This window comes from Salipiger sp. CCB-MM3 (assembly GCF_001687105.1).
In the GTDB taxonomy this organism is placed as follows: domain Bacteria; phylum Pseudomonadota; class Alphaproteobacteria; order Rhodobacterales; family Rhodobacteraceae; genus Salipiger.
In genome coordinates this window covers 2,392,863-2,414,410 of sequence record NZ_CP014595.1, presented here as the reverse complement: position 1 = coordinate 2,414,410, position 21,548 = coordinate 2,392,863, and the positions used below count along the sequence as shown (strand labels likewise).

Here is a 21,548-nt window from a genome sequence, read left to right as displayed (position 1 = left end):
GACGACCAGACCGGAGCCAAAGCACAGGAGCCGCCCATGCGCCGCCCGACGAGCCCCCTTTCGAGCCTTTCCCTGCGTCGCCTGCTGGCCGGGGCCGCCACGGCGGCGCTGCTCGCCACCAGCGCGCAGGCGTTTGACACCAGCGCCCGCACCGCCTTTGTGCTGGATTACACCACCGGCACCGTGCTGATGGCCAAGGATGCGGACAAATCGGTGCCCCCGGCTTCGATGTCCAAGCTCATGACGCTCTATATGGCTTTCGAGGCGATCCGCGACGGGCGGCTCAAGCTCGACGAGACCCTGCCGGTATCGTCGCATGCCATGTCCTATGGCGGCTCGACCATGTTCCTCGACACCACCGACCGGGTGAAGGTCGAGGACCTGCTGCGCGGCATCATCGTGCTGTCAGGCAATGACGCCTGCGCGGTGATCGCCGAGGCACTCTCGCCCAATGGCACCGAGGCCGGTTTCGCCGATCTGATGACCCGCCGCGCGCAACAGCTGGGCATGACCAGCTCGCATTTCGCCAACGCCTCGGGCTGGCCCGCCGACGGTCACGTCATGTCGATGCGCGATCTGGTGCTGCTGGCGCGGCACATCATCGAGGACTTCCCCGAATTCTACCCGATCTTCGCAGAGCGGCGTTTCGAGTTCGATGGCCGCGCGCCGCAGAACGTGCACAACCGCAACCCGCTGCTGCGCCTCGACATCGGCGCCGATGGTCTCAAGACCGGCCACACGCAAGAAGCGGGCTATGGCCTCGTCGGCTCGGCCAAACAGGGCGACCGCCGGGTGATCTTTGCCATTGCCGGGCTCGACAGCGAGCGCGCCCGCGCCGAAGAGAGCGAGTCGATCGTCAACTGGGCCTTTCGCCAGTTCGCCGAGCGAAAACTGATCGAGAAGGGCAAGGAAGTGGCCCGCGCCGACGTCTTCCTTGGCGCGCAGGAAAGCGTCGGGCTGGTGGCGCGTGACGACATCGAAATGCTGATCCCCGTGACCCCGGGCACCGAGCTTGGCGCCGAGGTGGTCTATACTGGTCCGCTGCAGGCGCCGATCACCGCGGGCCAGCAGCTGGCCGAGCTGATCATCACGCCCGAAGGTCTGCCCGAGCACCGGGTGCCGCTGTTTGCTGCCGAAGACGTGCCCTCGGGCGGCTTCGTCAAACGCATGATGGTGGTCAGCACCAATCTGATCGGGCGTCTGCAGGCCCCCGCCACCACCGCGGAGGCGATGTGACCGGCAGCAATGGTGCCGAGACCGCAAGGTCCGGCCTCTTCATCAGCTTCGAGGGCATCGACGGCTCGGGCAAATCCACGCAGGCGCGGCTTTTACATGCCGCGCTTCTTGGTGCTGGCCGCGAGGCGGTTCTCACCCGCGAGCCCGGCGGCTCGCCCGGTGCCGAAGAGATCCGCGCGCTGGTGCTGCAGGGCGACCCCGACCGCTGGTCCGCAGAGACCGAGCTGCTGCTTTTCACCGCCGCGCGCCGCGACCATCTGGAGCGTCTGATCCGCCCCGCGCTAGCGGCGGGCAAGCTGGTGATCTGCGACCGTTTCGCCGACAGCAGCCGGATGTATCAGGGCCTGTCGCGCGGCGATCTGCGCAGCAAGGTGGACGCGCTGCACGAGTTGATGATCGGCACCGAGCCCGATCTTACCTTCCTGATCGACATGGATCCCGCCGCCGGGCTCGCCCGCGCCAAGGCTCGCGCCACCGAAGAGGAACGCTTCGAGGATTTCGGCGTCGAACTGCAGGAGCGTATGCGCGCAGGCTATCTGGCATTGGCCAAAGAGTTTCCCGAGCGCTTCATCGTCATCGACGGCAACCGGGCGCAGGAGAATGTTGCCGCCGACATCCGCGCGCGCCTCGAGCCCTATCTCTCCACTTCCGCATGAGCGCCGAGGAGGATATCCCCGAGGCGGATCGCGTCGAGGGCGCGCCGCACCCGCGCGAGACCTTCCGCCTGTTCGGACAGGATCGCGCGCAGGCGGATTTTCTGACCGCATTCACCTCGGGCCGGCTGCACCATGGCTGGCTGATCACCGGGCCGCGCGGGCTTGGCAAGGCGACGCTGGCATGGACCATCGCGCGCTTTCTGCTGGCGACGCCCGAGCAGGAGGAGGACGGGCTCTTCGGCGCGCCGCCACCGCCGCGTGATCTGCTGATCGACCCAGAGCACCCGGTGGCGCACCGCGTCCACGCGCTGTCGGAGCCGCGCCTGCACCTGCTGCGCCGCAGCTGGGACAGCAAGACCAAGAAGCTGCGCAGCATCATCACCGTCGAAGAGGTGCGCGCGCTGAAGCGCTTCTTCTCGCTCTCCTCTGCCGATGGCGGGCGCCGGGTGGTGATCATCGACAGCGCCGACGAGATGAACCCCAACGCCGCCAACGCGATCCTCAAGCTGCTGGAAGAGCCGCCGGCCAATACGGTGCTGCTGATGATCAGCCACCAGCCCTCGCGCCTGCTGCCGACGATCCGCTCGCGCTGCCGCGAGCTGCGGCTCGCGCCGCTGGGCCCCGAGGATATGGCCCGCGCGCTCGAACAGGCCGGGGCGCAGGTGGCACCGCAGGAAGCCGAGGCGCTGGCGGAACTGTCAGCGGGCTCGGTGGGCGAGGCGCTGCGGCTGCTGAACCTCGACGGGCTGAAGCTCTATTCCGATCTGGTGTCGCTGGCGGGCACCCTGCCCCGGCTCGACCGCCCGCGCGCCATCGCGCTTGGTGAAAGCACCGCGGGCAAGGGCCGCGAGGCGCGGCTCGATCTGATGCTGACGCTGACCGACCGGCTGATGGCGCGGCTCGCCCGTGTGGGTGTCACCGGGATGCCGCCGCGCGCCGAGGCGGCGCCGAATGAGGCCGAGGTGCTGCGGCGCCTCGCCCCGCATCCGGGCGCCGGGCGAGCCTGGGCGCAGCTGGCGCAGGACGCCGGAGAACGCGCCCGCCACGCCCGCGCGGTGAACGTCGATCCCGCGGCGCTGGTGCTTGACCTGCTGCTGCAGATGCGCAAGGCAGGCTGAGAGGCCGGTAAGGAGGGGGCGCTGCCCCCGCCGCGGCTGCGCCGCGACTCCCCCGGCGTATTTTCAAAGAGAAGAAGGCGCGGTTTGGGGCCGCCCCGCGCTTGGGACCGCAGCGGGACCGGGGCTCAGACTTGGCCCGCGTCGATCAGATCCTGCGCCAGTTTGGCATAGGCCCGCGCCATCACGCCCTCGCCCAGTGCCACCGGCGCGCCGCTATCGCCCGCTAGGCGGGTGTCGAGGTCGATGGGCAGCTGCGCCAGCACCGGCAGATTGAGCCGCGCCGCTTCCGCGGCGACGCCGCCCTGGCCGAAGATATGGCTCTCGCGCCCGCAGTCAGGGCAGACGAAAACCGACATATTCTCGATCATCCCCAGCACCGGCACATTGAGCGTGGCGAACGCTTCGAGCGCCTTCTTCGCGTCGATCAGCGCCACATCCTGCGGGGTGGAGACGACGATGGCGCCATCCACTTCCGACTTCTGCCCCAGCGAGAGCTGCACATCCCCGGTGCCCGGCGGCAGGTCGATGAGCAGCACATCGAGCGTGCCCCACTCCACCTGCATCAGCATCTGCTGCAGCGCGCCCATCAGCATCGGGCCGCGCCAGACCACCGCCTTGTCTTCGGGCAGCATCACGCCGATCGACATGAGCGTGACGCCATGCGCCTCGAGCGGGATGATCGTCTTGCCATCGGGCGAGGCCGGGCGTTTGCTGACACCGAACATGCGCGGCTGCGACGGGCCGTGGATGTCGGCATCCAGCAGGCCGACCTTCTTGCCCGCGCGCGCCAGCGCCACGGCGAGGTTCGACGAGACGGTGGATTTGCCCACGCCGCCCTTGCCCGAGCCGATGGCGATCAGCTTTTTCACCCCCGGCGGCGCCATGCGCCCCTCCTGCGGTTTGGCGTGGCCACCCATTTTCAGCGAGGGCGCTTTCGGCGCCTGCGTCGGGGCTGAGAGCACCACCGCCGCCGAGACCGCCCCCGGCAATTGCGCCACCTGCGCCTCGACCACCGCGCGGAAGCCTTCCATCTGGCGGGCGATCTCGGCGCTTGGCGCTTCGATGACAAAGCGCACATGGCCGCCGTCGACGCTGAGCGCTCGAATCATGTCCCGCGATACGAGGTTGCCGCCACCGGGCAGATCGAAGCTTTTCAGCAACGCCATGGTAGCGTCGGACAATTGGGTCATAGTTACTTCCTTTCCCTCAGCGCATGGTGACCTTTCGTCATCTTGCGCTCCGCGCAAGGCGCGTCCATTTCTCGCCTAATTTCTATGCACTCCCCCGCGAAGATGCGCATTCCAAAGTGGTTTTCACCATGCATTTTGCGCATAGCGGCATTGAACCGGGGCGGGATTGTGCAGCCGCAGCAATTGGCACATCTATTGGGGCAAGAAACGACAGACGCAACCATTCAGCCAGACGGGCACAGACGCACATGGCATTCGCAACCGACACCACCCGCATCGAAGGCCGCACCGGCGGTCTCCTCGACACGCTCCGCACCGCCCTCGCTCGCCGCCGCCTGTACAAGCAGACCTTCAGCGAGCTGGCTTCGCTGAGCAACCGTGAACTGAGCGATCTCGGGCTGCACCGCTCGATGATCCGCCGGATCGCGTATCAGGCCGCCTACGAGGCGTAAGAATTCGAACACGTCCCGGCTCTCTCCTCCTCCCTGAGCCGGTTCGTTACGGCGGTGACCTCTCTCCTCCTCCCTGAGGTCACCGCCACAAAGATACGGGATACCGGACGAAAGCCCGGCCCCAGACATCGACAGCCCCTCTCCTCCTCCCTGGGGCATCGATACAGCGGCGATCTCTCTCCTCCTCCCTGAGATCGCCGCACCAGTTTCCGGGCCCCAGCGCCCAACCTATTCGGAGCCCCTCTCCTCCTCCCTGGGGCAACGATACCGCGGCGGTCTCTCTCCTCCTCCCTGAGACCGCCGCACCAGTTTCCGGGCCTCAGCGCCCACCCTATTCGGAGCCCCTCTCCTCCTCCCTGGGGCAACGATACAGCGGCGGTCTCTCTCCTCCTCCCTGAGACCGCCGCACCTCATAAAGGGCCGCATGCGGTCCAGAAGCTTCGGAGTCCCTCTCCTCCTTCCTGGGACTTTGATGCAGCGGCGATCTCTCTCCTCCTCCCTGAGATCGTCGCACCCCATAGGACCCTAGCGGGTCCGCTCAGATCGGAAGCCCTTCTTCTCCTCCTCCTCGGGCTTTCGTGACACGGAAACGGCGGTCTCTCTCCTCCTCCCTGAGACCGCCGTTTTTCTTTTTTCAGCTGTAAATTTTGCGCTGCATCCGGAACGGCTTGCACGCTCTCCCAGCGGATTTCGCAGCCGGTTTAACAAAGCTGTAACCCCCCGCTTCAATCTCGATCCCAAGACGGGACCAAAGACCCGAGGCCATCGAGCCAGGCAGATACCGCAGCACACGGGGGCGCAGCATGGACAGGCATATTGTGATCGCAGGACAGGGACGCTCGGGCAGCACCCTGTTCTACAACATGCTGCGCAATACGCTGCAGGGCTATGGGATGTTCGACCGCGAGGTGCCTGCCGCCAGCGTGATCCAGCTGCCCGGCAATCAATGCACCAAGCGCCCCTTCGACATCTTCGATCTTCCAAAGCTGTTTCAGGCCAATCAGGGCCGCAAGCGGATCGACCTGATCTGCATGCTGCGCGATCCGCGCGACATTCTGACAAGCCGCCACCGCTCGGTCCCGGATGATTACTTCGTCGCTGCGGACAACTGCTGGTTCGTTCCCGAAGGACGCGTGCCCGCCTTCACCGCGCCCGGCTTTCTGCCGGTGCATGAGGCCTCTATGCGCGTCAGCGGATCGGGCCTTTTCCCGCAGGGCATCTTCTTTTTGAAATACGAAGATCTCGTGCGCGATCCCGAGGCCGTGCAGCAGATGCTGGCCGAGGGTTTGGGGCTGACCTTCGAGGGGCGCTTCAGCGATTTTCACAAGGCCGAGATTCCCCAGCGCCTGCAGCGCGCGCTCAACGGCGTGCGCGAGGTCGATACCGAACGCCAGCGCAAATGGGCCAAGCCCGAGCATCGCGCCCGTATCATCGACCAGTTCACCCGCTTTCCGGTGCTGCACGATGTGCTGAAGCAGCTTGGGTATGAAGAGGATCAGGGCTGGTTCGAGGACCTGCAGCGCGAGGCGCAGCAAGAAGGGGTGGCCGTTAAGGCAGCCGTGCCCGCAGCCAAGCCCGCTGCCGCCGAAGCCGCCGCAGAGACAAAGCAAAGCGCGCTGCCGGTGACTGGCTCGATCCTCGATCATCCGGCGATCCCCGTGCTCTACGAGGACGCGACGATGAAGCTCAGTGGCATCGAAGGCAGCGGGCCGCAGTGCCTTGTGACCTTCGTGGGCGTTGGCCATGGGCTTGGCGGCATCGACCAGCAGAGCGAGGAGTTCCGCAAGCTGTCCTCCGGTGGTTGGGGTTCGCAGCTTTTCGTCTTCGACAAGACCCGCAGCTGGGGCAATGCGCTCGACCCCGAGCTTCTGGCCCGGCTCACCGCGCCGCATCGCGCAGGACGCAAGGTGTCGACGCTGGGGCTGAGCATGGGCGGCTTTTTGGCCGCGCAGATGTCGCGTCCGCTGGGGGCCGCGCGCTGTATCGCCCTGGCACCGCAATATTCGGTCCACCCCGAGATCGCGCCGTTCGACACCCGCTGGACTCGCTATTCCGAGCAGATCAGCACGTGGCGCCAACCGTCCTTGATGGGCAGCTTCGACAGCGCTTGCCGCTACGAGCTGATCTTCCCCGACCTGCCGGTCGAACTGGCCCATGCCGAGCGTTTCCCGAAAGCGCCGAACATCCGCCGCTTCACCGTGCCGTCGGACAACCACAACGTCGCCGCGACCCTCAAGGCCCGCGGACAGCTCTACCCGCTCCTCGAGGCGCTGCTGCGTGAGGACGGGGCCGGCGCGCTGCCTGACTTCTGCACCCCCGGTGCGGCGGCGTGGCATGTGGCCCCCGAGGTCGCCGCCGCCGCCGGCTGAGGGCGCGCCCGCACACCCTGCGCTTCCCCCGCGAAGGCACGTCCAAGGCCACTCGGGGCCACTCAAGGCCACGGGGCGCTTTCCCTTTCCCAAGGCTTTGGGTAGGAGGGTCGGGACAACAGCACAAGCAGGCATGGGAACGCAGCCATGGCGATGGAAAAGACCTTCAACGCGGCCGAGGCCGAGGCGCGCATCTACGACGCATGGGAAAGCAGCGGAGCCTTCAAGGCCGGGGCCAACGCCTCGCGCGACGAGAGCTTCAGCATCATGATCCCGCCGCCCAATGTGACCGGCTCGCTGCACATGGGCCACGCGTTCAACAACACGCTGCAGGACATCCTCGTGCGCTGGCACCGGATGCGCGGCTTCGACACGCTTTGGCAGCCGGGGCAGGACCACGCGGGCATCGCCACGCAGATGGTTGTCGAGCGCGAACTGGCCAAGGACAAGAACAACGCCACCCGCCGCGAGATGGGCCGCGAGGCCTTCCTCGAGAAGGTCTGGCAGTGGAAGCAGCAGTCCGGCGGCACGATCATCAATCAGCTCAAGCGCCTCGGCGCTTCCTGCGACTGGTCGCGCAACGCCTTCACCATGTCCGGCGCCGAGGGCGCCCCGGCGGGCGAGGACGGCAATTTCCATGACGCGGTGATCAAGGTCTTCGTCGACATGTACGAAAAGGGCCTGATCTACCGCGGCAAGCGGCTGGTGAACTGGGACCCGCATTTCGAGACCGCGATTTCCGACCTCGAGGTCGAGAACATCGAAGTGCCCGGCCACATGTGGCACTTCAAATACCCGCTGGCGGGCGGCGAGACCTACACCTACGTCGAGAAGGATGAGGACGGGAACGTGCTCTTCACCGAAGAGCGTGACTATATCTCCATCGCCACCACCCGCCCCGAGACCATGCTGGGCGACGGCGCGGTCGCGGTGCACCCTTCGGATGAGCGCTATGCGCCGATCGTCGGCAAGCTCTGCGAAATCCCCGTGGGGCCGAAAGAGCACCGCCGCCTGATCCCGATCATCACCGACGAATACCCCGATGCAAGTTTCGGCTCGGGCGCGGTGAAGATCACTGGCGCGCATGACTTCAACGACTACGGCGTGGCCAAGCGCGGTGGCATCCCCTGCTATCGCCTGATGGACACCCGCGCGACCATGCGCGAGGACGGCCACCCCTACGCCGAAGCCGCCGAGATCGCCCAGCAGGTCGCCCGCGGCGAGCTGACGCTCGACGAGCATGAGGTCGACAAGCTCAACCTCGTGCCCGATCACCTGCGCGGCCTCGACCGTTTCGCCGCCCGTGAGGCGGTGATCGCCGAGATCACCGAAGAAGGTCTTGCGGTGATGACCGAGGCCACCGACCCGCGGCTCGGCGCGGCGGCGGCCAAGGCACCGCCCGCCCCCGAGGAAGGCGGCGAGGCGCTGGACGAGCCCGAGCAATGGGTGCCGCTGGTCGAGGCCAAGCCGATCATGCAGCCCTTCGGCGACCGCTCGAAAGTGGTGATCGAGCCGATGCTCACCGACCAGTGGTTCGTCGACACCGCGCAGATCGTCGGCCCGGCGCTCGACGCCGTGCGCGAGGGCCGCGTGCGGATCATGCCCGAGAGCGGCGAGAAGACCTATTACCACTGGCTGGAAAACATCGAGCCCTGGTGCATCTCGCGCCAACTGTGGTGGGGCCACCAGATCCCGGTCTGGCACACGCCGGGCATGGGCGACGAATGGCGCTCGTTCTGCGCCGCCTCGGAAGATGAGGCGATCGAGCAGATGAAGGCGGTCTTCGGCGAGGACGCCGAGTTCCTGATCGTCGAGGATGCCGCCGCCGCCGAGGACCATCTCGCCGCGCTGCTGCAGCAGGGCACCGATTTCACCGGCGTCGACCAGCGCCGCCGCCCGCAGGCGATCCCGGTGTTCCGCGATCCCGACGTTCTGGATACGTGGTTCTCCTCGGGTCTGTGGCCGATCGGCACGCTCGGCTGGCCCGAGCAGACGCCGGAGCTGGGCAAGTACTTCCCAACCTCGGTGCTGGTCACCGGTCAGGACATCCTGTTCTTCTGGGTCGCCCGGATGATGATGATGCAGCTCGCCGTGGTCGACGAGATCCCCTTCCACGACGTCTACCTGCACGGCCTGGTGCGCGACGCCAAGGGCAAGAAGATGTCCAAGTCGCTGGGCAATGTCGTCGACCCGCTGGAGATCATCGACGAGTTCGGCGCCGACGCGCTGCGCTTCACCAATGCCGCGATGGCCTCGCTCGGCGGCGTGCTGAAGCTCGACAAGCAGCGCATCGCCGGCTACCGCAACTTCGGCACCAAGCTGTGGAACGCCGCCTCCTTTGCGCAGATGAACGGCGTGTTCGACCTGGCGCATTCCGACGCCATCCCCGACACCACGCTGCCGCTCAACCGCTGGATCAAGGGCGAGATCGCCAAGACCCGCGAAACGGTGGACGCGGCCCTGGCCGACTACCGGTTCAACGACGCGGCGCAGGCGCTCTATGGCTTTGTCTGGGGCACCTTCTGCGACTGGTATCTCGAGTTCACCAAGCCGGTGTTCCAGGGCGAGGACGAGGCCGCCAAGGCCGAGACCCGCGCCACCTACGCCTGGGCCTTCGACCAATGCCTGATCCTGCTGCACCCGATCATGCCCTTCATCACCGAAGAGCTCTGGGCGCAGCGCGACCGGCCGAAAATGCTGATCCACGCCGACTGGCCCGCGTATAGCGCCGCCGAGATGGTGGACGCGCAGGCCGACGCCGAGCTCAACTGGGTGATCCGGATGATCGAGGCGATCCGCTCGGCGCGCGCGCAGATGCATGTGCCCGCCGGCCTCTATGTGCCCTGCGTGGTCAAGGGCATGACGCCCGACGCCAAGGCCGCCTATGAGACCAACGAGGCCTTCGTGAAGCGCTACGCGCGCATCGAAGGGCTGACCGAAGTGGACGAGATGCCCAAGGGCACGGCGGCACTGGCGCTCAGCGGCGGCACTTTTGGTCTTCCTCTGGCGGGGATCATCGACGTGGCCGAAGAAAAGGCCCGCCTCGAGAAGGCGCTGCAGAAGCTCGGCAAGGAGCTTGGAGGCCTGCGCGGCCGTCTGAAGAACCCCAAGTTCGCCGAAAGCGCGCCGGAAGAGGTGGTGCAGGAAACCCGCGACAACCTCGCCGCCCGCGAAGAGGAAGAGGCCAAGCTGAAAGAAGCCATGGCGCGCCTCGCCGAGCTGGGCTGAGCTCAGGCGACACGACAATAAGAAGGCCCGTCCGGTATCCCCGGGCGGGCCTTTCCTTTGGCACGGCGCCCTGCCCCGGCGCATCGCGCGTGGCAGCGCTCCGCCGTGCGTATTTGGAAAGAGAAGAAGGACCTAGCTGCGCGCAAAGAGACGGGCAAAGGCGCCGGGCCCCTGCTTCTTCTCTTCAAAAATACGCAAAATCCGGCAGCGCCGCGCGCGCCTCAGCCGATCAGCAGCGCCCGCGCTGCCGCCCGCGCCTCTGGGGTGACCGTGTCGCCAGAAAGCATCCGGGCGATCTCATCCTCGCGCTCATCCGCCGCCAAAGCTGTGACCGACGACAGGGTGATGTCATTCTCCACCCGCTTGGCCACGCGCCAGTGATGCGCGCCAAGCGCGGCGACCTGCGGCGAATGGGTGACGACGAGCACCTGCCCCTCGGCGGCGAGCGACGCGAGGCGGCGGCCCACCGCGTCGGCGGTGGCGCCGCCGACGCCGCGGTCGATCTCGTCAAAGATCATCGTCACGTCGCCGCCCTGCTCTTGCGACAGGCAGACTTTCAGCGCCAGCAGGAACCGCGACAGCTCGCCGCCAGAGGCGATCTTGTTCAGCGGGCCGGAGGGCGCGCCGGGGTTGGTGGCGACAGTGAAGGCGACAGCGTCGCGGCCCTCGGGGCCTTCGGGCGCGCGGGTGACCTCAGTCCGGAACACCGCGCGTTCCATCTTCAGCGGTGCCAGTTCCGTGGCGACGGCCTTGTCGAGCCGCGCGGCGGCGGCGCTGCGCGCCTCGCTCAGCGCGGTGGCGGCGGCGTCATAGGCGTTTTCCGTCCGGCGAACTTCGGCGTTCAGCGCGTCCAGTTCCTCGGCGGAATGGTCGAGCGCCGAGAGCCGCGCCGAGAGCGTCTCGCGCAGACCGGCAAGCTCGTCCGGCAGCACCTGATGCTTGCGCGCGAGCCCGCGGATGGCAAAGAGCCGCTCTTCGGTGTCCTCCAGCGTGCGCGGGTCGAATTCCAGCGCGTCGAGCGTGCTGGCCACCTCGCCCGAGGCCTCGTCAAGCTCGGCCATGGCGCGGGTCAGCGCGGCGATCGCGCCGTCGAGCCGCCCCTCGGCACCTTCCGAGGCACCCTCCAGCCAGCGCAGCGCATCGGACATGGCGCCCTCGGCACCCTCATAGCCAAGCGCCTGACTGGCGCGGGAAATATCGGCCCGCACCCGCTCGGCGCCCTGCATCATGCGGCGGCGGCTGTCGAGCTCGGCCTCTTCGCCGACCTCGGGGGCCAGCTTGTCCAACTCCTCGGTGGCGTGGCGCAGGAAATCCTCCTCGGCGCGCACCGCCTCGAGCGCGGTCTCGGCATCGCTCAGCGCCTTGCGTGCGGTCCGCTGCGCGATCCACGCGGCGCGGGCGGCCCCCAGTTCAGCGCCGATCCCGGCATAGCTGTCGAGAATATCGCGATGACCCGACGGGTTGAGCAGCCCGCGGTCATCATGCTGGCCGTGCAGTTCGACCAGCGTCTCGGACAGGCGCCGCAGCACCTCGCCGCTGGCACGGCGGTCGTTGACCCAGCCGGTCTTGCGTCCGTCGGCGGTGTTCACCCGGCGCAGAATCAACTCGCCCGAGACCGGCAGCCCGGCCTCTTCCAGAACGCCCCGCGCGGCATGGCCTTCGGCCAGCTCGAAAACCGCCGTCACCTCGCCCTGCTGGGCCCCTGCCCGCACAAGTTCGGCCCGCCCGCGCCAGCCCAGCACAAAGCCAAGGCTGTCGAGCAGGATCGACTTGCCCGCACCGGTCTCGCCGGTCAGCACGTTGAGCCCTGGCTGGAAGCTCAGGTCCAGCCGGTCGATGATGAGCAGATCGCGGATTTCAAGCGCTCGGAGCATCCATTCAGACGGGCGCGCCGTCCTCCCTAGGGGCTAGCAGCCCCAAAGCCACAGCCTCAGAGCCACTGCCCTTTGACCATCTGACGATAGACCTGTGCCAGCCAGCTGTCGCCCGCCGCTTCCAGTTCCAGCCCGCGCCCGGTGAGCAGCTTGTAGCTGTCCTCGTACCACGGCGTTCCACGGTAGTTGTAACCAAGGATCGCGCCGGCGCTCTGGGCTTCTTGCGTCAGCCCCAGCGACAGATAGGCCTCGACCAGCCGGTGCAGCGCCTCGGCGGTATGGGTGGTGGTCTGGAAATCCTCGACCACGACACGGAAACGGCTGATCGCGGCGCCATAGTTCTCACGCTTGAGATAGTAGCGCCCGATTTCCATTTCCTTCGCCGCGAGGTGGTCGAAGGCGAGGTCGAACTTGAGGATCGAGGAGCGCGCGTATTCCGTATCGGGATAGCGTTCGATCACCGTGCGCAGCGACTGCAGCGCCTGGAACGTCAGCCCCTGGTCGCGGCCCACTTCCTCGATCTGGTCGTAATAGGAGAGCGCCAGCAGATACTGCGCATAGGCGGCATCTTCGTCGCTGGGATAGAAGTCGATGTAGCGCTGCGCCGAAGAGCGCGAGTTCTCATAGTCCTTGGCCCGGTGATAGGCGTAGGCCTGCATGATCAGGGCGCGCTTGGCCCAGTCCGAATAAGGATAGAGACGCTCGATTTCACCGAAATAATAAGCCGCGCGCTCTGCGTCGCTGCGGTCCATTTCGTATTCGCCACGCTCGAAGATCTGTTCGGCGGTGAAGTTCTCCATCGGGACGCCGCCCGGACCCATTCCGGGCTGTTCCTGGGCCGAACATCCGACCAGGAGAATCGCGGAGAAAGCCGCTCCGATCACCGCATTTCGCGATCTGCCGCCTGCCATGCCCGACTTACCTCACATTCATTGCAGAGCCCGCTTCGGGGCCATGGCACGGTCCTAGCACAGAAAAATCCGGGGCAAAACGCCTTAACGCCGATTTGAGCACGGCGCCGCCGTCAGGCAACCGCGGGGATTTCGTCGCGCTCGACACCGGCGCCGGGCAGCCGCGCGGCCATGCGCGAATCGCAGACCGTCATGCGGAATGCGTCGGGCGTGGCGAAGAGCGCGTGCAGCAGTTTGTTGGTGATCGCGTGACCCGCCTTGAAGCCGGTGTAATGGCCAAGAATCGGCACGCCCGCGGTATAAAGATCGCCAAGCGCGTCCAGCATCTTGTGGCGCACCGCCTCGTCGGCATGGCGCAGGCCACCCGGCGACAGGATCTTGTCGCCATCGACGACGACCGCGTTCTCATAGGTGCCGCCGAGCGCCTTGCCATTGGCCTGCATCGCCTCGACGTCGGACTGACGGCAGAAGGTGCGGCTGTCGCAGAGCTCGCGCACGAAGGAGCCGTTGGCCAGGTTGATCACCTTGTCCTGCGTGCCGATCGCCGCATCGGCGAAGTCGATGTGAAACTCCATCGTGGTGCCCTGCGCCGGGGACAGGCGGGCCCAGCCGGCAGCGGTCTGCACTTCGACGGGGGTCAGGATTTCGATGGCGCGCACAGGGGCGCGCAGTTCGCGCACGCCGCGGGCAAGAATCTCGCGGACGAAAGGCGCGGCGGACCCGTCGAGGATCGGCACTTCGGGGCCGTCGATCTCGATCAGCGCGTTGTGGATGCCGCAGCCAGCCAGCGCCGCCATCACGTGCTCGATGGTCGAGACAGAGACACCGGCGCGGTTTTTGATCAGGGTGCAGAGCGGCGAGATCTCGACCGCGTCATAGCGGGCCGGAACGAGCGCGTCGCCCAGAAGGATGTCGGTGCGTTTGAACCAGATGCCGTGCTCGGCAGAAGCCGGGCGAATGGTCATCCGGACAGGCGCGCCGGAATGAAGGCCCACGCCCTGGAAGCTCACTGCACTGCGGATCGTCGTTTGCACTTTGGTCACCTTTGGTTGGAGCGCCCCTCCCCACTGGCGCGCGCCTTTGTTGCAAACGGAGATACTCACCAGCGCTCACGTTCTCAAATCAAGTATTGCAACGAAGTGAAACATGCGGGTTTCCTAATGCGCGGATGCACGCCCAGCTGTGGATATGTTTCGGCAACCTACTGATTTAAAATCAAAAAACCCTCTCTTACGAGAGGGATTTTCGACGTGCCTTGCCTTAAAATGTCAGCCCGCGCGAGGGGGCGCGGGCTGAATTTATCAGTTTGCCTGGCGCCGCAGGAAGGCCGGGATTTCAATCCGGTCCTGCTCGGGGGCCTCTTCGGGCGCCGGAGCGGGGGCCGGACGCTGCGCCTGCATCGGCGGCTGGCGGCGAGCCTGCGGTTGCGGCTGGGGCGCAGCCGGTGCGGCGGCTTTGGGTGCGCCCTGCTGCGGCTGCTGCTCGTGGCCGTGGCCGGTCATCCGGTTGATCAGCGAGTTGATCCCAAAGCGGGGACGCTCGGGCTCGGCGGCGCGCTGCGGAGCCTGCTGGGGCTGCTGCGGACGCGCCGGAGCGGCGGGCTGGCCCGGACGGTTGTTGCGAGCGGCAGCAGCGTGCAGGCGCTTCATCGTGTCCGCCGAAGGCTGACCGGGCTGCGGTGCGCGCGGCGCGACAAAGCTCTCGGGCGCGGCTTCCAGCGTGCTGGGCTGCGGCTGCGGTTGCGCGGCCTGCGGACGGTAAGCGGGCGGCGGCAGACCGTCATCGGTCTCGACCACATCCTCTTCCTGATAGGTCTGCTGCGCGGCGGGCATCTCACCGAAGAGCGAGGGCTCGTCTTCTTCGTACTGCTGTGCCTGCGGATCGGTCGGAGCGGCCTGTGCCACCATTGCGGCGGGCTGCTGCGCTGCGGGCTGGACCGAAGCCGGTGCCGCCTCTGCTGCCGGGGCCTGCTCTTCGGTGTTGGCCAGCGGCTGCGCGAGGGTGCGGCGCGGCACCGGGATATCGTGCTGCACGGCCGAGGCGTCGATGCCGGTGGCGACGACGGAGACGCGCATACGGCCTTCCATCGTGTCATCCAGCGTCGAGCCGACGATGATGTTGGCGTCTGCGTCCACTTCCTCGCGGATGCGGTTGGCCGCTTCGTCGAGTTCGAACAGGGTGAGGTCGTGGCCACCGGTGATGTTGATGAGCACGCCCTTGGCGCCCTTGAGGCTGATCTCGTCGAGCAGCGGGTTGGCGATTGCCTTCTCGGCCGCCTGGATCGAGCGATCTTCGCCGTCGGCCTCGCCGGTGCCCATCATCGCCTTGCCCATTTCGTCCATCACGGCGCGAACGTCGGCGAAGTCGAGGTTGATCAGGCCCGGACGGACCATCAGGTCGGTCACACCCTTCACGCCCTGATAGAGCACGTCGTCAGCAAGGCTGAACGCCTCGGTGAAGGTGGTCTTCTCGTTGGCGAGGCGGAACAGGTTCTGGTTGGGGATGATGATCAGCGTGTCGACCATCTTCTGCAGCGTTTCGACGCCCTCTTCCGCCTGACGCATGCGCTTTGCGCCTTCGAACTGGAAGGGCTTGGTCACGACGCCGACGGTCAGCACACCCAGTTCACGCGCGGCCTGCGCGATGATCGGTGCTGCGCCGGTGCCGGTGCCGCCGCCCATGCCGGCGGTGATGAAGCACATATGCGCGCCTGCGAGGTGATCGACGATCTGCTCGATACTCTCCTCGGCTGCGGCCGAGCCGACCGAGGGGCGTGCGCCCGCGCCGAGGCCTTCGGTCACTTTCACACCGAGTTGGACCTTGGCGGTCGCCATGCTCTGCTGCAGCGCCTGAGCGTCGGTGTTGGCAACCACGAAGTCCACGCCTTCGAGTTGCTTGGTGATCATGTTGTTGACTGCGTTGCCACCGGCTCCGCCGACGCCGAATACGGTGATCCGGGGCTTCAGCTCTTCCTGACCGGGCATCGAGAGATTGAGTGCCATGTGATGTTCCGCCTGTCGTTTTATGACTTGGTTCGCGCCTGTCCTGCGCCTTGGGGATAATTCTTACCGAGATCCTAGGGCTGGGTCACGTAAAAAACACAGATCTACCACGAAATATGGCTATAGGATTGACTATGCGCGCGAGATTTCGCCCAACGCACCAAATTTTGCAGAAAGCATCAGCAACAACACAACACGTAGAAAAGAGCCACTGCCCCATGGGCCAGTAACGGCGAATCTTTTCCGGTGTCTTGGGAAGCCTGCTCGACGTCCCCTGCCCGCATCTTCCGTGCGGATCATGTCTTCAAATTAGCATCGGCCCGAATTGGCGTCACCGGGAATATTGCGTGAACACCGCAAGAAAACCGCAATCTCGCGAGGGTTTGAGCGGCCCGCGAGCCGCCCTGCCCCGCTCTCTTACCAGTTCTCGCGGAACCACTTCACCGCGCGCATCAGCGAACGGGCCGGGTAACGCTCGACCGGGATCTCGAAGTCCCACCATTCGTCCTGCGGATGCGCAGCAAAGAGGCACATCCCCACCGCCGAGGCAAAGCCCGGTCCGGTGGCGGCCTGCGGCAGGCCGTGCACACGCATCGGGCGGCCCAGCCGGACCTGACTGCCAAGGATGCGGCTCGCCAGCCCATCAAGGCCGGGGATCTGGCTCGCAGCGCCGGTCAGCACGATCTGCTGGCTGGGCAGATGCTCGAAGCCCGCCGCATCGAGACAGGCGCGCACTTCTTCGAGGATCTCCTCGACGCGCGGGCGCATGATGCCGATCAGTTCGGCGCGGCTCACCTGCCGCCGGTCATGGTGCCAATCGCCGGTATCGCCCGAGATCTCGATCATCTCGCGATCATCCATCCCGGTGGCATGCACGCCGCCGTAGAAGGTCTTGATCCGCTCGGCCATGGCCATGGGGATCTGCAGCCCCATGGAGATGTCGCCGGTGACGTGATCGCCGCCCATGGGCACCGCATCGCCGTAGATCATGTGCTTCTTCATGAAGATCGACACGCCAGTGGCGCCGCCCCCCATGTCGATACAGGCCGCACCAAGCTCTTGCTCGTCCTCCACCAGCGCCGCCACGCCCGACACATAGGCCGAGCTGGCGATGCCCGCGAGTTCCAGGTCGCAGCGTTTGACGCAATGCGCGAGGTTCTGGATCGCCTGCGCGTTGACCGTCAGCATGTGCATGTCGCAGGTCAGTTCGCGACCGATCTGCCCGCGCGGATCGCTCAGCCCCGAGCGATGGTCGAGCGCGAAGTTCACCGGCTGCGCGTGCATCACCTCGCGGCCATGCCCAACCTCGGGCACGTCGCAGGCCGAGAGCACCCGCGCCACGTCCTGCTCGGTCACCGTGTTGCCATCAACGCTCACATGCCCGTCGAGACCGTAGCTGCGCGGCTCGGCGCCCGAGAAACAGGCGATCACGTGATCGACCCGGATGCCCGCCATCTTCTGCGCCGCCTGCACCGCGGTGCGGATCGCGCGCTCGGTCTCGTTCATCGCCGCGATCTCGCCGAAGCGCACCCCGCGCGAGCGGGTGGTGGCTGCGCCGATCACCCGGAAGCCGGCCTGCCCCGCCAGCGAGCCGACGCCGCTGTCTTCGCCCTGATCGCTGCCGTCGAACCGCAGCACAAGGCAGGCGATCTTCGAGCTGCCCACGTCCAGAACCGCCACCACGCCGCGCTGCATCGCTGCCTTGCGCATGTTGCGCATCGCGCGCTGGGACTCGTATAGCTCGAACATTATCGTTTTTCCCCAGTCTCGATGGACTTGATCCGCCAGTATTCTTCCGCCGCGCTATGGTTCAGCCGCAGCGTCGGACGCTGCGCGAGGCGCAGATCGACCGCCGCGATATCGCGCGACAGCATGTCCACGGCGCCGTCCATCGCCATGGCTCTTTCGAGCGCCTGAACGGCGCCTTCTTCGGGCAGCAGAACGCGCTGCCCCTTATCCAGAACAAGATCCCAGCGCCGCAGCCCGACCCGCTCGAGGCCGCGCAGCCGCCCGGCCAGCGGTGCGGCGGCGGCAAAGAGGTCCAGCGCCTCGGGCACATGCGCTTCGGCGCCCGTGCCAGCGATCACCGGAAGATCGGCGTGGCTCGCACGGCGCCCGGCAGGTCCCACCAGCGCGCCGCCCTCGTCGAGCAGTTCCAGCCCGCGCAGCCCGCGCCACAGCACCACCGGCACACGCTCGACCACATTCACCTCGAGCACCCCGCCCTGCGTGATCCGCAGGCTCGCGGATTTCACCGCATCGAGGCCGGTGATGATCTCGCGCATCTGGTCGAGGTCGAGATCGAAGGAGCTGAGCGGGAAGTCGAGCGACAGAATTTCGCGCACATCCGCCGCAACGCCGTCGCTGGCCCCGTCGATCGCCATGAGGTTCACACGGAACTCGGGCCGTGCCTCGATCTGGTCGCGCACCGACATGATGGCACCGACAAAGGCCTCGCGGTTGCTGTCGACAGAGAAATACGCCGCCGCCCCGCCAACGCCGATCAGGAACGGCATGCCGATGTGCAGCGTGAAGCGAAAGAGCGGCGTCAGCATCAACCGCTCAAGCCGGTACTTCAGCCGCGACGGCGCCGGGTCCGAACGATGCACCTGCTGCGGGCGAGACTTCTGCGGGCGCGGCATCCGCGCCGGGGCGGCCCCTACCTGTCGCATGAGGCGTCCTCCACCATCCAGCGGCAGAGCGCGCCGAAGGACATGCCCGACGCCTGCGCCTGTTCGGGCGCCAGCGAGGTGGGCGTCATGCCCGGCTGGGTGTTGGTCTCGAGCAGCACCAGCCCATCAAGGCCGCGGCTCTCGTCCCAGCGGAAATCGGTGCGGCTGAGGCCGCGGCAGCCAAGCGCCTTATGCGCGCGCACCGCATAATCGAGGCAGGCATCAAAGATCTCCTGCGGCACGTTGGCGGGCACCTCGTGGCGCGAGCCGCCCGCTTTGTACTTGGCGTCGTAGTCGTACCAGCCGTCAGTGATGATGTCGGTGACGGTCAGCGCCTGATCGCCCAGCACCGTGGTGGTCAGCTCGCGGCCCGGCGCATAGGTCTCGACCATCACCGTCTGCGGCATCTCTTCGGACAGCTGCGGCGGCGTATTGGCCCCGTCCATCACCAGATAGACGCCGACCGAGCTGCCCTCGTTGTAGGGCTTCACCACATAGGGCGGTGCCATCACGTGACGGGCGCAAACCTCGGCCTTATCCGCCAGCACGCTTTCGACCACCGGCAGACCGGCGGCGCGATAGACCTGCTTGGAGCGGTCCTTGTCCATCGCCAGCGCGGAAGACAGCACACCAGAGTGCGTATAGGGGATGCGGAGCCACTCCAGCATGCCCTGCACGCATCCATCCTCGCCCCAGCGACCGTGAAGTGCGTTGAAGACGACGTCGGGAGACAGATCCTTCAGCCGCGCGGCCAGATCAGGCCCCGCGTCGATCTCGATCACGTCAAATCCCTCGTCCCGCAAAGCGGCGGCGCATTCCTGACCGGAACTCAGCGACACCTCGCGTTCAGCCGAGGGTCCGCCCATCAATACCGCCACTTTGGGAGCTGCCCTGCTCGACATCCCCAAAACTGCCTCGTTGTGCGGGGCTTTTGCGCCCCGTCATGTGTGTCGCCGGGGTTCGCCCCGGTCGAGCATCTCGCGCACCGCTCAATTCGGCCCGCGAGTCGGATTCACCACGGCGTGCGACCCTGTATTTCCGGGGAAGACTGCCGCCTCGTTCAATGCATCCCGCCTGCCTTATATGGATGGGCTTTGCGCCGATCCGGGAACGGGTGCCGGGGCGTTAGCCGCCCTCGTTTTCCAGCGGATCGCCGACCCGCATGATTTCCCACTGTAGCTGCAAACCACTGTGTTGGAAAACCCTTTTTCGAACTTCCTCACCCAGACCCTCAAGATCCGCGGCGCTTGCCTCGCCGGTGTTCACAAGGAAGTTGGAATGCATGGGGCTCATCTGCGCCCCGCCCCGCGTCGCCCCGCGCATCCCGGCCTCGTCGATCACCTTCCACGCCTTGAGATCATGGGTGTCATCGGCCTTGCCGGTGGAGCTGAAGCCCGCCGGATTGCGGAAGGTTGAGCCGGCGGTGCGATCCTTGGTGGGCTGGGTCTCGTCGCGCTTTTTGACCTGCGCCTCCATGCGCGCCATCAACTCATCAGGCTCACCGGCCACGCCTTCGAACACCGCCTCGACCACAACCGCGCCCTCGGGCAGCTGCGACTGGCGGTACTCCAGCCGCAGATCGGCGGCGGGAATCGTCACCAGCGTGCCGTCGCGCAGCACAGCTTTGATCTCCACCAGATGGTCGGCCACATAGGTGCCGTAGCAGCCCGCGTTCATCCGCACCGCGCCGCCGATCGAGCCGGGGATGGTGCGCAGGAAGGTCAGATCGACACCCGCCGCCGCCGCACGCTTGGCCACCTGCGCATCCAGCGCGGCCGCGCCGGAGGTGACGCGCGTGCCCTCGATCTCGGTGCCGTTGAAGCCGCGTCCGAGCCGGATCACCACGCCGCGCAGGCCGCCATCGCGCACGATGAGGTTCGAGCCGACGCCCATCGGGAACACCGGCACATCCGCAGGCAGCGCCGCAAGGAACTGCTGCAGGTCCTCCAGATCGGCGGGCTGGAACAGAACCTCGGCAGGCCCGCCGACGCGCAGCCAAGTGAGTTCGGACAGCGGGCGGCCTGTCGTCAGGCGACCGCGAACGGGGGGAAGCTGATCAATCATGCGCAGCGTTCTGACCTGTTCCGCCGCAAGGGTAAAGAGCCCGTGCGGCTCAGGCGATGCGCCCACGCAGCCAGCGCCAGAGATAGAGCACCGGCCAGCGCAGCACGCTGGCCCCCGCAAGCAGCACCAGCAGCGCCACCCACACCCCGTTCTGCCACCACACCCAGCCGAGCAGAGGCAGCCCAAGCGCGATCAGCGCATAGGCGCGGGTCCAGTGGTTGTCGCGCGAGGGGATCATCGCCAGCACATTGGCCAGCACCAGCCAGAGGCAGGCAAGAAAGAGCGATGGGGTCATGCGGCATCTCCGGCAGCTCGGACCAGAGTGGCGCAGGTTCCGGTGGGTCGCAAGCCACCCGCGAGGTTGGTGGCCGCCCGGAGTCAAGGCGAAGCCGCCGGGCGAGCGCTGGCCCGTCCCGGCGGGCTGGCGCTTTGGCCATCTGGCGCGGCGCTCCACTATTCGTCGGACTTGGCCAGCAGAAAGCGCGCTCAACAAACGCAGCAGCGCCACCCCACGGGCCAGCGCTCGCCCGCCTCACCTCAGACCAGCATCCCCATCAGGAACCGCCGCACCGGCCATGCCACCAGCAGCCCTCCGCCGGTGCTGGCGATAAGCGCCGCGCTGCCCGAGGGGTCATGGTGGATCTGCAGCGCCAGCAGCCCGAAGAACGCCAGCGCAAAGAAAAAGACGAGGCGGCGCAGGATCCCCAGCACCGCCACCGCCGCCAGCAAGACGATCACGCCCGCGATGGCCCAGAGCAACGTCACGGGCGCGCCCT

At 66.7% G+C, this 21,548-nt stretch carries 17 protein-coding genes; 6 read left to right on the top strand and 11 right to left on the bottom strand.

The window, feature by feature from the left end; all coding sequences use genetic code 11:
- Window positions 1–36: 36 nt before the first annotated feature.
- From AYJ57_RS11665 to AYJ57_RS11655, 3 genes are read left to right on the top strand one after another with little or no spacing between them, the layout of a single operon-like run.
- Window positions 37–1,236, top strand: a complete 1,200-nt coding sequence (locus AYJ57_RS11665; RefSeq protein ID WP_066105295.1) for a D-alanyl-D-alanine carboxypeptidase family protein — start codon at window positions 37–39, stop codon at window positions 1,234–1,236.
- Window positions 1,233–1,892 (top strand): dTMP kinase, encoded by a 660-nt coding sequence (tmk, locus tag AYJ57_RS11660; RefSeq protein WP_066105289.1) that lies wholly within the window; start codon window positions 1,233–1,235, stop codon window positions 1,890–1,892. Before AYJ57_RS11665 ends, tmk begins: the two co-directional genes overlap by 4 nt.
- Complete coding sequence (locus tag AYJ57_RS11655) at window positions 1,889–3,010, top strand: DNA polymerase III subunit delta' (RefSeq protein ID WP_066105285.1); 1,122 nt, start codon at window positions 1,889–1,891, stop codon at window positions 3,008–3,010. Before tmk ends, AYJ57_RS11655 begins: the two co-directional genes overlap by 4 nt.
- A gap of 125 nt (window positions 3,011–3,135) precedes the next feature.
- On the opposite strand, the gene AYJ57_RS11650 is transcribed toward AYJ57_RS11655, so the two are convergent.
- Window positions 3,136–4,200, bottom strand: coding sequence for an Mrp/NBP35 family ATP-binding protein (locus AYJ57_RS11650; protein ID WP_066105281.1), 1,065 nt, complete (start codon window positions 4,198–4,200; stop codon window positions 3,136–3,138).
- 248 nt (window positions 4,201–4,448) lie between these two features.
- Between AYJ57_RS11650 and AYJ57_RS11645 the strand changes: the two genes are divergently transcribed.
- The 3 genes from AYJ57_RS11645 (at window position 4,449) to AYJ57_RS11635 (ending at window position 10,249) form a co-directional block, all read left to right on the top strand.
- Window positions 4,449–4,652 carry a DUF1127 domain-containing protein gene (locus tag AYJ57_RS11645; protein WP_066105278.1) on the top strand — a complete coding sequence of 68 codons (204 nt, stop codon included), beginning with the start codon at window positions 4,449–4,451 and terminating at the stop codon, window positions 4,650–4,652.
- A gap of 803 nt (window positions 4,653–5,455) precedes the next feature.
- Entirely contained in the window at window positions 5,456–7,021 is a 1,566-nt protein-coding gene (locus tag AYJ57_RS11640) for a hypothetical protein (protein ID WP_066105275.1), read from the top strand.
- A 147-nt stretch (window positions 7,022–7,168) separates the two neighbouring features.
- Window positions 7,169–10,249, top strand: coding sequence for a valine--tRNA ligase (locus AYJ57_RS11635; RefSeq protein WP_066105272.1), 3,081 nt, complete (start codon window positions 7,169–7,171; stop codon window positions 10,247–10,249).
- A 221-nt stretch (window positions 10,250–10,470) separates the two neighbouring features.
- Here the strand turns inward: AYJ57_RS11635 and recN are convergent, their stop codons facing one another.
- The 10 genes from recN to AYJ57_RS11585 form a co-directional block, all read right to left on the bottom strand.
- On the bottom strand, window positions 10,471–12,123 hold the full coding sequence (gene recN / locus AYJ57_RS11630; protein WP_066105269.1) for a DNA repair protein RecN: 1,653 nt from the start codon (window positions 12,121–12,123) through the stop codon (window positions 10,471–10,473).
- Window positions 12,124–12,179: 56 nt separating this feature from the next.
- Window positions 12,180–13,034, bottom strand: a complete 855-nt coding sequence (locus AYJ57_RS11625; RefSeq protein ID WP_066105267.1) for an outer membrane protein assembly factor BamD — start codon at window positions 13,032–13,034, stop codon at window positions 12,180–12,182.
- Between the two features lie 113 nt (window positions 13,035–13,147).
- On the bottom strand, window positions 13,148–14,068 hold the full coding sequence (lpxC, locus tag AYJ57_RS11620; protein WP_066107024.1) for a UDP-3-O-acyl-N-acetylglucosamine deacetylase: 921 nt from the start codon (window positions 14,066–14,068) through the stop codon (window positions 13,148–13,150).
- A 267-nt stretch (window positions 14,069–14,335) separates the two neighbouring features.
- Complete coding sequence (gene ftsZ, locus AYJ57_RS11615) at window positions 14,336–16,036, bottom strand: cell division protein FtsZ (RefSeq protein ID WP_066105264.1); 1,701 nt, start codon at window positions 16,034–16,036, stop codon at window positions 14,336–14,338.
- Window positions 16,037–16,453: 417 nt separating this feature from the next.
- Window positions 16,454–17,785 (bottom strand): cell division protein FtsA, encoded by a 1,332-nt coding sequence (gene ftsA / locus AYJ57_RS11610; RefSeq protein WP_066105261.1) that lies wholly within the window; start codon window positions 17,783–17,785, stop codon window positions 16,454–16,456.
- On the bottom strand, window positions 17,785–18,708 hold the full coding sequence (locus AYJ57_RS11605) for a cell division protein FtsQ/DivIB (RefSeq protein WP_224899188.1): 924 nt from the start codon (window positions 18,706–18,708) through the stop codon (window positions 17,785–17,787). The genes ftsA and AYJ57_RS11605 overlap by 1 nt, the downstream gene beginning before the upstream one ends.
- On the bottom strand, window positions 18,696–19,574 hold the full coding sequence (locus AYJ57_RS11600; RefSeq protein ID WP_442974572.1) for a D-alanine--D-alanine ligase: 879 nt from the start codon (window positions 19,572–19,574) through the stop codon (window positions 18,696–18,698). Before AYJ57_RS11600 ends, AYJ57_RS11605 begins: the two co-directional genes overlap by 13 nt.
- A 259-nt stretch (window positions 19,575–19,833) precedes the next feature.
- Window positions 19,834–20,772 (bottom strand): UDP-N-acetylmuramate dehydrogenase, encoded by a 939-nt coding sequence (gene murB, locus AYJ57_RS11595; protein ID WP_066105255.1) that lies wholly within the window; start codon window positions 20,770–20,772, stop codon window positions 19,834–19,836.
- 49 nt (window positions 20,773–20,821) lie between these two features.
- Entirely contained in the window at window positions 20,822–21,067 is a 246-nt protein-coding gene (locus tag AYJ57_RS11590; RefSeq protein WP_066105251.1) for a DUF2484 family protein, read from the bottom strand.
- A gap of 242 nt (window positions 21,068–21,309) precedes the next feature.
- Window positions 21,310–21,537, bottom strand: a complete 228-nt coding sequence (locus tag AYJ57_RS11585) for a hypothetical protein (RefSeq protein WP_157374065.1) — start codon at window positions 21,535–21,537, stop codon at window positions 21,310–21,312.
- Between the last annotated feature and the right edge of the window lie 11 nt (window positions 21,538–21,548).